General features: G+C 46.5%; 9 protein-coding genes. 4 read left to right on the top strand and 5 right to left on the bottom strand.

Translation table 11 applies throughout. The features are described from left to right. Nucleotides 1-8: 8 nt before the first annotated feature. The 4 genes from gspF to gspC are packed head-to-tail and all read right to left on the bottom strand — an operon-like array spanning nt 9 to nt 5,709. Nucleotides 9-1,226: a type II secretion system inner membrane protein GspF gene (gspF, locus tag R7Q41_RS09240; RefSeq protein WP_005382993.1), complete on the bottom strand. Its 1,218-nt coding sequence runs from the start codon at nt 1,224-1,226 to the stop codon at nt 9-11. After that, the gene (gene gspE / locus R7Q41_RS09235; protein WP_005379296.1) at nt 1,226-2,728 is read right to left on the bottom strand and encodes a type II secretion system ATPase GspE; all 1,503 of its coding nucleotides are present in this window, start codon (nt 2,726-2,728) and stop codon (nt 1,226-1,228) included. Before gspE ends, gspF begins: the two co-directional genes overlap by 1 nt. Next, on the bottom strand, nt 2,728-4,746 hold the full coding sequence (gene gspD, locus R7Q41_RS09230; protein ID WP_005379295.1) for a type II secretion system secretin GspD: 2,019 nt from the start codon (nt 4,744-4,746) through the stop codon (nt 2,728-2,730). The genes gspE and gspD overlap by 1 nt, the downstream gene beginning before the upstream one ends. Nucleotides 4,747-4,782: 36 nt before the next feature. Continuing rightward, nucleotides 4,783-5,709 carry a type II secretion system protein GspC gene (gspC, locus tag R7Q41_RS09225; protein WP_005379294.1) on the bottom strand — a complete coding sequence of 309 codons (927 nt, stop codon included), beginning with the start codon at nt 5,707-5,709 and terminating at the stop codon, nt 4,783-4,785. Nucleotides 5,710-5,962: 253 nt separating this feature from the next. On the opposite strand from gspC, the gene hslR reads away from it, so the two are divergent. From hslR to R7Q41_RS09205, 4 genes are all read left to right on the top strand, one after another. Next, nucleotides 5,963-6,349 carry a ribosome-associated heat shock protein Hsp15 gene (hslR, locus tag R7Q41_RS09220; protein ID WP_005379292.1) on the top strand — a complete coding sequence of 129 codons (387 nt, stop codon included), beginning with the start codon at nt 5,963-5,965 and terminating at the stop codon, nt 6,347-6,349. 31 nt (nt 6,350-6,380) lie between these two features. After that, nucleotides 6,381-7,256 carry an Hsp33 family molecular chaperone HslO gene (hslO, locus tag R7Q41_RS09215; RefSeq protein ID WP_031780788.1) on the top strand — a complete coding sequence of 292 codons (876 nt, stop codon included), beginning with the start codon at nt 6,381-6,383 and terminating at the stop codon, nt 7,254-7,256. A 336-nt stretch (nt 7,257-7,592) separates the two neighbouring features. Further along, nucleotides 7,593-9,221 carry a phosphoenolpyruvate carboxykinase (ATP) gene (gene pckA, locus R7Q41_RS09210; RefSeq protein ID WP_053307278.1) on the top strand — a complete coding sequence of 543 codons (1,629 nt, stop codon included), beginning with the start codon at nt 7,593-7,595 and terminating at the stop codon, nt 9,219-9,221. 190 nt (nt 9,222-9,411) lie between these two features. Next, nucleotides 9,412-11,529 carry an AsmA family protein gene (locus R7Q41_RS09205; RefSeq protein WP_318144478.1) on the top strand — a complete coding sequence of 706 codons (2,118 nt, stop codon included), beginning with the start codon at nt 9,412-9,414 and terminating at the stop codon, nt 11,527-11,529. Here R7Q41_RS09205 and R7Q41_RS09200 read toward each other — a convergent pair. Further along, a complete protein-coding gene (locus R7Q41_RS09200; RefSeq protein WP_005379283.1) occupies nt 11,515-12,432 on the bottom strand; it encodes a bifunctional GNAT family N-acetyltransferase/hotdog fold thioesterase in 918 nt (305 codons plus the stop codon). The two genes, R7Q41_RS09205 and R7Q41_RS09200, sit on opposite strands and share 15 nt — an antisense overlap. Nucleotides 12,433-12,537 lie beyond the last annotated feature (105 nt).

The following is a 12,537-nucleotide window of genomic DNA, read 5'->3' as shown; positions in this document are numbered from 1 at the left end:
ATTCGAAATTATCCGCTCATCAAGTTATTCATTTCTAGCATTGGCATCAAGGTCGCCATCACAATGAACAACACTAATCCAGCCATTAATGCAATCAGCGCAGGAGTAAACACACCCAGAGCAATATTGACTGTTGATTCAAAGTTTTGATCTTGGTTATCGGCTGCCCGCGTCAACATGCTCTCTAATTCACCACTTTGCTCACCACTGGCGATCATGTGTAGCATCATTGGTGGAAACAAGCGAGTTTGGTCCAACGCCTTACGCAAACTAGCGCCCTCTCGGACGTTATCCGCTGCAAGCAAGACTTGCTGCTTCACATAACGGTTAGACATAACATCTACCGCAACGCGCATACCCTCGAGAATTGGAATAGCACTGGAAGTACAGATCGAAAGTGTTCGTGCGAATCGTGCGGTATTCAAACCTCGAGAGATCTTACCTATTAGCGGTAAGCTCAAGATTTTTCTGTCCCAAGCTAAGCGAAAGTCTGGCTTTTGCAACGCCAGTTTGAGGCCATAGAAAAGCGCCACCAGCACAACGAAAATAATCAGCCCCCAATCTTGCACAAACTCACTGGCTGCCAGTAAAAATTGCGTCGATTGAGGTAACTCTTGGCCCATCTGAATGATGGGTTCAATGATTTTAGGAACCACTGTCGCCAATAAGAACGAAACGATGACAACCGCGAATACCACCAAAACTACAGGATAAATCATGGCTTGAAGCAATTTAGATCGCATCTTTTGGCGGTTTTCGACATAGTCTGCCAAACGCTCTAATACGGTATCGAGGTGACCTGATTTTTCGCCCGCCGCAACCATAGAGCGGTACAGTTCATCAAACACGTGTGGGTAATCAGCAAAACTGTCGGCGAGCGGATAACCCTCGGTTACTTTCGAGCGAACCGCAGCCAGCATAGAACGAATTCTCGGCTTTTCAGCCTGCTCAGAGACCGCGCGCAAACATTCTTCCAGAGGCATGCCTGATTGGACTAACGTGGACAATTGACGTGTGATGAGTGCCAGCTCAGATGTTGAGATGCCGCGCTTAAAGCTGACTGAGCCTGAAGACTTAGCCGATTTAGCTTTCGTCTCAACCACTTCAATCGGGATCATCCCTTGCTCTTTGAGTCGCTGGCGCACTTGTCGGGCGTTGTCCCCTTCTATCGTGCCTTTTTTATGCTTGCCTTTTGCATCTAGCGCTTTGTACTCAAATGCCGCCATTAGGTTTCCTTCGTCACTCGCATCACTTCTTCAAGTGACGTAATACCACGACGTACTTTGCTTAGACCATCACTGCGAATACTTGGCGTATGGGCGCGAACGGCTCTCTCAATTTCTTGCTCACCAGACTCTCGGTGAATCAATTCTTGCACTTGCTCATCGACCATAATGAGCTCGTGGATACCTGTTCGACCTCGGTAACCTTTTTGGTTACACGCTTCGCAGCCTTTAGCACGGTGTAGCTCTAGTGGTTCATGCGCTTCCATACCAAACAGTTTCTTCTGTTCAGCATCGGCTTCATACGGCTCTTTACAGCTTGGACAAAGCGTTCGAACTAAGCGCTGCGCTAGCACCCCTAATAACGAAGAAGAAATAAGGAATGGCTCAATACCCATATCACGTAGACGCGTAATCGCACCCACTGCGGTGTTGGTGTGGAGAGTAGACATTACCAAGTGACCCGTTAAGGACGCTTGCACTGCAATTTGTGCGGTTTCTAAGTCACGGATCTCACCGACCATCACCACATCCGGGTCCTGACGCAGAATGGCACGCAAACCACGCGCAAAAGTCATGTCGACCTTTGGGTTCACCTGAGTTTGACCGATGCCATCAATATCAAATTCGATCGGGTCTTCAACCGTTAGAATGTTGCGCTCGTTGCTATTGATCTCTTGCAAGCCAGCATACAAGGTGGTGGATTTACCAGAACCTGTCGGGCCCGTCACCAAGATGATACCGTGAGGGCGGCCAATCAAGTGACGGAAGTTGTCATGCACTGAAGGTGTCATGCCCAAACTATGTAAATCAAGACGAGTCGCGTTTTTATCCAACAAACGCATTACCACGCGCTCACCATGTGAGGACGGCATCGTAGATACACGCACGTCCACCGCACGACCACCGATACGCAACGAAATACGGCCATCTTGAGGCACACGCTTTTCTGCGATATCTAGTTTAGCCATAACCTTCACACGAGAAACTAGCAAAGGCGCTAGCTTACGGCTTGGAGTCAGGACTTCACGCAATACGCCATCGACACGGAAACGAATCGAAAGGGTTTTCTCGAACGTCTCAATATGAATATCCGAAGCACCTTCTTTGATCGCTTCGCCCAACATGGCGTTGATCAATTTGATGATTGGCGCATCGTCTTCCGATTCTAATAAGTCTTCATCGTGCGGCAGTTCTTCAGCCAAAGAGAAGAAATCATCGCTATCAGCACCAATATCTTCCATCAACTGACGCGCTTCAGACGAGTCACGTTGATATGCTTCGGTCAGCTTTTTATCAAAGGCTTCTTTATCGATAGGTTGTGGTACGAAGCTTTTCTTTAATACACGACGGACTTCAACCAGAGCCGCAGGGTTAAGCGGCTCGACATAGTAAAGAATAGGTGGACGCTCAGGATGCTCTGTCTCCAGCACCAGTTTAAAGCGGTTGGCAAAACTGAATGGCAGACGACGCATACTTGGCGCTGTGTCTAACATATCAACCATTAGTTGTTTTCCATTTGATCAATAAACGCTTGAATCTCTGTTGGGTGCTGACGCTCCTGGCCAAAGGCAGGCATAACCGGGATCTTCTCGTCAGCCATCAACTTCAACCCTTGATCCGCTTTGTAAAGCTGTTCTGCGCGAATAAAGTTGTATTTACGCTGCGTAATACCGTCGGCCGTCACACCATCGCGAATAATCGTCGGCTTGATGAACACCATCAAGTTACGTTTTTCTGTTTGCGTGCTAGTTGACTTGAACAGATGGCCAAGTACCGGAATGTCACCCAATAGCGGCACTTTGGACTCACTTTCAAGTGCGCGTTCATCGACCAAACCACCAAGAACCAACATCTGACCATCTTGGATCATGACAGAGGTGTTTAACTGTCGTTTAGCAAAGCGAACGTCAACCGCACCGTTTGCGCCTAATACGTTGGAAACTTCTTGTTCAATGTTTAACTGTACAGAGTCACCTTCGTTAATTTGTGGCACTACTTTGAGTTTGATACCGACTTCTTTACGGTCAACCGTTTGGAATGGATTGTCGTTGTTTGAGCCAGCCGTAGAGCCCGTAATAACCGGAACCTCTTCACCCACAATAAATGATGCTTCGCCATTATCCATTACGGTAATACTCGGCGAAGATAGAATGTTTGAGTTGGAGTCAGAAGCAACAGCACTAATTAGCGCTGTCCAGTCACCCATGACAATACTCATTGCCGCACCATTTACTCCGCTAAGTGCTGACGCTAGCGTAGAGTAGTCACCTGATTCAGTAACATCATATGGCGTTCGTTCGCCATTAGAGTTGGTATAGTATTCAGTTCGGGTTTGATCTTTTGCTTCTTCTAGACCAACCATCACCTGACCAATCGGGGCTCCTGAGTTACCGTACTGAATTACAGCACCCGTTTCTAATGAACCCCACTGAACACCTAGGTTAATACCATCACCTTCAGACATTTCGACAATTAACGCTTCAATAAGAACCTGAGCACGACGAATATCGAGTTGAGAAATGACGTCTTGTAATGCCATCATAATATCTGGTGGCGCTGTTAAAACTAACGAGTTAGTTGCAGCGTGAGCAGCAATGACGACCTCACCACGCGATGCACCTGATGTTTTCTGACCGGCTTGCTTTTCAGCTTGCAGGTTATCGGAAACACCTTTCAATACATCCACCAAGTCTTCAGCTTTCGCATTTTTCAGGTACACGACTCGGTTGTTACCTTTTGTCGCCATTTCAACATCAAGTTGACGAATTAAACGTTTCAAGCGGGCTCTTACTTTTGGATCACCAGAAATTAAAATCGCGTTAGTACGTTCATCGGCCACAATTTTAGGTTCAAGGAACTCTGGCGTGCTTTTCTGATTCGCACTTTTATTCAGTGCTTCGACAATGCGTACCATTTCAGCAGCAGATGCATTACGCAGCTCCACCAATTCAATTTCTTTATCACCGGCTTGGTCAACACGCTTGATGATCTCTGCTAAGCGATTCACTACTGCCGCACGACCAGTGATCAAGATAATATTCGCTGGATCATAATGAACCACGTTACCGGCACCGGCGTTATCAATCAGCTGACGAAGTAGAGGAGACAACTCTCGAACCGACACATTACGCACCGCGACAACTCGAGTGATAACACTATCGCCTTGCGCGCTGCCATCACCTAACACAGGGATTGCTGAGGTTTTTGAGTCTTTTGCTTTGATAACCTTAAGTACCCCATTGTCCATTTCTACGACTGCGTAACCGTATACTTCAAGGACATTAAGGAAAAAGCTGTAGTATTGCTCTTCGTTAAGAACGTCATAGCTGCGGACATCGATTTTACCGCGTACTGAAGGATCAACAATGATGGTCTTTTCGAGGTTACGACCCACTATGTTGATGAATTCTTGAATATCAGTGCCTTTAAAGCTCGCACTAAATTCGTTTGCCATTGCACCTGGTACGCAGAGTAAACTTCCTGCTAGTAGCCAAGCACTTTTGCTGAACCAATGTTTCACGTATGTCTCCCTGAACTTACGCCGGTTGCCTAAGTCTTACAATTGGATATAGATATCGTACTGTTGGCCGTCTCGCTCAACAGTTAAATTTAATTCTTGCGGATCGCTCATCACTTGCATCAGTTGTACTGAAGAAGACGGGTCACTTAAATCGATCCCGTTCAGTTGAACCGCAATATCGCCAGGTTGTAGCCCTACATCATTAAATAATGCGGCATCACGACCAGGTGATACTCGATAACCAACAATGTCTCCGTCTTTTTTGACGGGTGAAATGGTGATGTATTTAAAAACGCTTTGTGGATCTTTCGCAATTTCCTCGCGGATTTGCTCTAATTTCTCTCCAACGTCAGACGTCGCTGCTTCTGCTCGCTGAGCTTGCGCCCTAGCTACCTGCGGCGATTCAGATAGCTTCTTATATTCTATACCTTCCATCATTAAGGTCTCGTCTCGACCTTGGTTATCAATGATGACGCGATCCACCAATACCGCTTTTAGTGTCGCACGTGTCCCTTCGATTTCTTCACCCAAACCGTACGTAGCTTGCTTACCTCGGTTAGCAATAACAGCAAGGCTGGTGTTGGCATCACTACTTGCAACCGCACCGACCAGCGTAAGGTTAAGGCGCGTCTTAGGGGCGTCTTTAACAATAGGCTGTTCTACAACCGCCGCTTTTTGCTCAGTGTATTTACCGAATAGGTTGGCATTCTGAAGGGCATTAAAATCTATCGCGTCGCCTTTATTGCTCGCAGCAACGCTACTCGCCGATGGACGCCATTGCGGCACTTCCGACGATTGAGGTATGGCTAACCACACAATTTTGCCAAGTATCCATCCGGTTATCGCAATAAACAGACAGGTAAGCAACAAGCTAAGTTTGGCTTGAATGGTATAATGATTGGACTTGATCTGAGCCAGTAGCGGTCTGCTTGATAATCCTGCACTTAGCTCTAAACGTTTCACTGAATGGATTCCTTTATTCTAACGTCCGTCATTTAAGCTATAACGATAGCTATCGACTTTAAATTGCTAAATTTGCAATAAAATTATTACTCAACAAAGAGCAGTGAACTATATCACAAGTTGTCTTTCATACCTTTTTCTTATGCAGTTTTTGCCAACTCCCTTGAAAAAAATACGCCTTGACTCCATCTGTAGGTGAATAATCCATCACTCATTGCCGTATTCGGGCAGTGATTAGATAGCGTAGTGTTCTATGAGTTCCCTAAATGAAGCCGTTAGGCTAGATAAATGGCTATGGGCCGCAAGATTTTACAAAACCCGCTCCATCGCGCGTAACATGGTCGATGGCGGTAAAGTCCACTATAATGGCCAACGAAGCAAGCCGAGTAAAATCGTTGAAGTGGGCGCTGAAGTCAGACTTCGTCAAGGCAACGAAGAAAAAATCGTGATAATCGAACAAATCTCAGATCAACGCCGAGGCGCTCCCATCGCACAAACCTTATATCGCGAAACCAATGAGAGTATCGCGAAACGTGAGGAACACGCGACTCAACGTAAGCTTAATGCCCACAACCCAAGTCCGGAACGCCGCCCAGATAAAAAGCAGCGCAGAGACATCATTAAGTTCAAACACCAATAAAAGCCGGAATTACCAACGAGGAAAGCACTCCATGGCAAATAATGTTTTAAACCGCTACCTATTCGAAGATCTTTCAGTACGTGGCGAGTTGGTACAATTGGATGAAGCGTACCAACGTGTTATCTCCAGCAAGGAATATCCGGCAGCAATAGAGAAACTGCTGGGTGAGCTACTCGTTTCAACTACTCTTTTAACTGCCACTCTTAAGTTCGAAGGTTCGATCACCATCCAGCTACAAGGCGACGGTCCTGTGTCTCTTGCCGTTATCAACGGTGACCATAACCAACGTGTTCGTGGCGTAGCTCGCTGGGAAGGCGATATTGCCGATGACGCAAACATTCACGATCTAATGGGTAAGGGCTACCTTGTGATCACCATCGAACCGAAAAACGGCGAGCGTTACCAAGGCGTCGTTGGATTAGAAGGTGACACTTTAGCAGAAGTGCTAGAAGGCTACTTTGCAAACTCAGAGCAGTTAAAAACGCGCCTATGGATCCGCACTGGTGAGCATGAAGGCAAAGCACACGCAGCAGGTATGTTGATTCAAGTGATCCCTGACGGCACTGGCTCTCCAGATGATTTCGAACATCTAGAGCAGCTCACTGACACAGTAAAAGATGAAGAATTGTTTGGTTTAGAAGCGAACGAGTTATTGTATCGACTATATAACCAAGACAAAGTACGTCTGTACGAGCCGCAACCTGTCGAGTTCCATTGTGGCTGTTCTCGTGAGCGTAGCGGTGCAGCAATCATCACCGTTGAGAAAGCTGAAATTTATGACATTTTGGCAGAAGTTGGATCAGTTTCTTTACATTGTGATTACTGTGGCACAACTTATACGTTCGACGAATCTGAAGTCACTGAACTGTATGCACAAGCTTCTACAGACAAGAAAACCCTGCATTAATTTACATAGCTTATCAAGCACGTAATTTACCCTACAAAAGGCCAGCTTAATGCTGGCCTTTTTGTGATCAACCCCTCGTAATAACTAGCCTCAAGCGTAATAAAACAACTGCTTAATTTTAAACAATTAATAATGATTTTGCCCTAGCGCAAAGGATTGCGTGCACGATAGACTATTCCCACCAATATGTGACGGGTTACCTAAAACCTTATTGAAATCATGGGTAAATTTTGAGCTATCTCCCTGTTTTCTCCCCGCCCCGTTGCTAGCATGGTGAGCAGATTAAAATTAAAACATTCTTACAAAATCCCTACAAAATCCTTATAAGGAGCACCTATGACCGTTATGGAACATACTAAGGCTGCAACACTTGATCTAACCAAGCACGGACTGCATAACGTAAAAGAGGTTATTCGCAACCCAAGCTACGAAATGTTGTTTGAGGAAGAAACGCGTGAAGACCTAACCGGTTATGAGCGCGGCGTGGTTACTGAACTAGGTGCGGTTGCCGTTGACACTGGCATCTTTACTGGTCGCTCACCAAAAGATAAATATATCGTCAAAGACGCTACGACAGAAGAACATATGTGGTGGACGTCTGATCAAGTGAAAAATGATAACAAACCAATCACTCCTGAAGTGTGGGACGAGCTAAAAGAACTGGTCACAAACCAGCTTTCTAACAAACGCTTGTTTGTTGTTGACGGTTACTGTGGTGCAAACCCAGATACACGTTTGAGCATTCGTGTTATCACAGAAGTCGCATGGCAAGCGCACTTCGTTAAAAACATGTTTATTCGCCCGACGGAAGAAGAGTTAGCGATATTTGAACCAGACTTCGTAGTAATGAATGGCGCAAAATGCACTAATCCAAAATGGGAAGAGCAAGGCCTGAACTCAGAAAACTTCACCGTATTTAACCTAACCGAGCGCATGCAACTTATCGGTGGTACTTGGTACGGCGGTGAAATGAAGAAAGGTATGTTCGCCATGATGAACTACTTCCTTCCACTAAAAGACATCGCATCAATGCACTGTAGCGCTAACATGGGCAAAGATGGCGATGTAGCGGTATTCTTCGGTCTATCTGGTACGGGTAAAACGACCCTGTCGACTGATCCTAAACGCGCGCTAATTGGTGATGATGAGCACGGCTGGGATGATGACGGTGTCTTCAACTTCGAAGGTGGTTGTTACGCAAAAACCATCAAACTTTCGAAAGAAGCAGAGCCGGACATCTACAATGCAATTCGTCGTGATGCACTGCTAGAAAACGTAACAGTACGTGGCGATGGTTCTATCGACTTTGATGATGGTTCGAAAACAGAAAACACACGTGTTTCTTACCCTATCTACCATATCGATAATATCGTTAAGCCAGTATCAAAAGGCGGTCACGCGAATAAAGTGATCTTCCTATCAGCCGATGCATTTGGCGTACTGCCTCCAGTATCTAAATTGACACCCGAGCAAACTAAGTACCACTTCCTGTCTGGCTTTACCGCCAAACTAGCGGGAACAGAGCGCGGTATTACTGAGCCAACACCAACTTTCTCTGCTTGTTTCGGCGCGGCGTTCCTAACGCTTCACCCAACTAAATACGCAGAAGTACTGGTTAAACGCATGGAAGCAGCAGGCGCTGAGGCTTACCTAGTGAATACTGGTTGGAACGGCACTGGCAAACGTATCTCTATTCAAGATACACGCGGAATTATTGATGCCATTCTTGATGGTTCGATTGAAGAAGCACCAACTAAGCACATTCCAATCTTCAACCTTGAAGTACCAACGTCACTACCAGGTGTGGATCCTAGCATTCTAGACCCTCGCGACACGTACGTTGACCCACTTCAGTGGGAAAGCAAAGCGAAAGATTTAGCAGCGCGCTTTATCAATAACTTTGATAAGTACACAGACAACGCTGAAGGTAAATCCCTGGTTGCGGCTGGTCCTCAGATTGATTAAATCGAGTAACAGCGACGTCGCGTAAACGCAGTGAAAAGTTGGCATTAACTTATCACCTTTACGTAGGCCAAGTTACAAAAATTGCTTCAAGCCCCTCTTTTGAGGGGCTTTTTATTGAATACCACAGAATATTGATACAAGCTAAAGCCTATCTAGTTTTATTTCATAACACACGTAGGTTCTAGCAAAGATGAAAACAGCGCGTCGAGTTCTACTTCTGTTACTGGTTATCTTAGTTGCCATTCCAGCCGCTACGATTGCGCTGCTAACAACATCTTACGCGGACGCAACCTGGCGCTTGCTGTCAAACACCTTTTCTCTTCCCTTCCGGGCCGGAAGCGTGCGTTATGGCTTTCCCTATCACCTAACTTTACAACGCGTGAACACCAGCGGAGACGATGCGTCTTACATCGAGCAAGTCGATTTATGGATGAATCCCGATGTTTATCGCGATGGTAAATGGATCGTTGATAGTTTATTGATTGATGGTATGAGCTTGCAGTATGGCGCACCAAAGCTCCCACCTTTAGACAACGTTTTATTCCATCAAATCGCGCTCAAAAATATTGATTACGCCGACGAGCAGTTCTCTGCCAATGGCATTGACCTTCAAATTCAATCACCACAATGGAATGGTCATTTAATACCATATGGCGAAGTTCAACTTGCAGCTGACCAACTCTATTGGAATGGCGAAGCCTTTAATCAAGTCTTAGTCGATATAGACTACAAACCGCAAGACAGTACGCTTTATGGCACCTCTTTTAACTGGCGTAACAGTCAAATATCTGGGCAAGGGGAGCAGTATCCTCAAGGCTGGTCTTTAGTAAATGTGACCATCAACAAGCTGAAACTGAGTAATACGCAGCGCCAATCACTGCTTGCAAAACCTTGGCACGATCTACCATTTAGCATTAATCATATTAATAGCTTAGATTTGCTTAACGCCGATATTGAATGGGGCGACTGGCACTGGCAGAACTTGGATCTTTCTGTGGAAAACGCCACGCTGCCACTGTCTCTCTGGAAGACAAAAGCTCAAGTGTCATTGCAGGCGGATAGCGTTCGATTCCAGCAGCAAACCGCAATAGAGCCACGTTTGAGTGCCGCTATCGAGCCAGGAGTAATCCAGCTCAACGAGCTCAGCTTAGATTGGCAGCAAGGTCGAGTGCAAGTTTCTGGATTGTTCACGCCAACACAATGGAAGCTCAAAGAAGCCTCTATTCAAGGCCTCAAGTGGGCAACACAGCCAGAAGACAACCTAAATTGGTGGCACGCCGCCACCAGCGAGTTAGAGCATGTTGCAATCGAACGACTCGACATTGAGCGCAGCCAAATTATCCAGCTATCTCACGAACCTTATTGGCAACTTTCCGGTTTAAATATCGAAGGGCAACAGCTTGATATTAAACAGTCTGCTCAACGTTGGGGCCTTTGGCAAGGCGAATTGGAAGTCAGCGTTGTCAACGCCAGCTATGACCAAATACTCACGTCTCACGCAGCACTTGCCATGCAAAGCAAAGATGGCTTTTGGCAATTGACTCGCCTTTTTGCGCCACTCGAGCAAGGCTACGTAGAAGGCATCGGACAAATAGATTTGAGTACCCCGAGCCAACCTTGGGCGCTCAACGTCAATGCTGATGGTATTCCCTTATCGCTCTTCCACGATTATTTTTTACCCGACACACTGGCTATTGATGGTTTTTCCGATCTCAGCCTCGATCTACAAGGGTTATCAGGTGATCGCAACATGCTGGCCTACAGCTTATCGGGTGAAGTGGAAGCCAATCTCCGAGATACCCGCTTGAAGTCCCAAGCGGATCATTCGCTCAAAGCCATTACCTTAAGTCCACTGCGTTTAAGCGCGCAACGAGGGGAAGTTGCCATAACGCCGGTCACCATCTCAGGAAAAGCCATAAGTGGTAAGGTTTGGGGAACATTTGATATGGCCAACAACCCGCTAAGTGGCATTACTTATCAATTGGAAGAGTCGTGCGGAAACATTGAAGGCGATCTACTAAGTGGCGAAACCCACTGTAATGAGTGCGTGAACGCATCAAAACTGGCCGAGCCTACTGATATTGAGACTCCACAGAAAAATGAACCTTCCATCGAGCAGCCAATCGTAATTGATAACATCAATTTGGAGACTCAAGAGGAAGAGCTTTACGAAGAAGTTATCGAAGAAGATGAAGTACCCGACACGAATTCCGCAGCAGAACAAACCCTCTCACCGACAGAGCAAGAAGGTGAAACAGATAAGCGCCCAGCAGATCAGTCGGCGCTTACCCCATCAGCAACTGAGTAACTGCGAGTAGTTCGGTATCAGCATATAGGTACCGACAAAATCAACAGCTGGCGTGTCACCACTATAAATCACTACGTGAATAACGATGCGTGCTTTGCGTCCCGACTCCAATCGGTCTAGGTCACCACTGATCCCATCCAACGAAGTACTCGCCACGGGGTTTTGTTCGACTGGTTGACGATAGCGAATCGAGCTGTCGGCCAACACAATATCACCGTGCAGCCCACGCTCTTTAAGCAGCAGCCACGTCATCCCCCACCCTGTCAGGGTTGCTAAGGTAAAAGCTGACCCAGCGAACATGGTGTTATGCGGATTAAGGTTAGGATTAAGCTGCGCACAGCATTCAAACTGGTAACCCGTGTACTGGTTAATCTTGATCCCCATTTTGTCGCTAATTGGGATTTGTTGCTCCCAGCGCTGTTGAAGCTCAGTACACCATTCAGGGCGACGTAACACATTGGCCATCGGATCCAGTTGCTTCACCATTTGCTGATGGCGCACAGGGCCACGCTCATCGGTCAGCTCACCTCGACGCTCAAAGCCATTTTTTTCATAAAAGGCGATGGCATCTTCACGGGCATTACACACCAAGCGTTTCGCTCCTTCCTGGCGTGCTAACGACTCTAGTGCAACCAAAACCAGCGAACCCATCCCTTTGCTACGGCGATTATTTTTAACCGCCATATAGCGGATCTGGCCATCATTGTCCGGCGTAATGTATAAACGGCCAATCGCCATAGGACGACCTCGACCATCAACAATCATGCGGTGATGGCTCATTTCGTCGTATTCATCGCGTTCAGAGCCGATCGGCATACGCCATGGCTCACGAAGCAGTTGCCAGCGAAACTGATAATACTTGTTTATCTGATTATCGGTTTTGGGAGTAATGAGTTTGAACATATCAATCCTTTGAAAGCACAACACTAATCAGTGTCGGAAAAATTACTCCAAGCCAATTCCATGAGCTTGGAGTTAAAGCTTAGACTATGGCGCCTGTGTTACCAG

The organism is Vibrio sp. 2096 (genome assembly GCF_033339595.1).
In the GTDB taxonomy this organism is placed as follows: Bacteria; Pseudomonadota; Gammaproteobacteria; order Enterobacterales; family Vibrionaceae; genus Vibrio; species Vibrio alginolyticus.
This window is presented reverse-complemented; position numbering and strand designations above follow the sequence as displayed.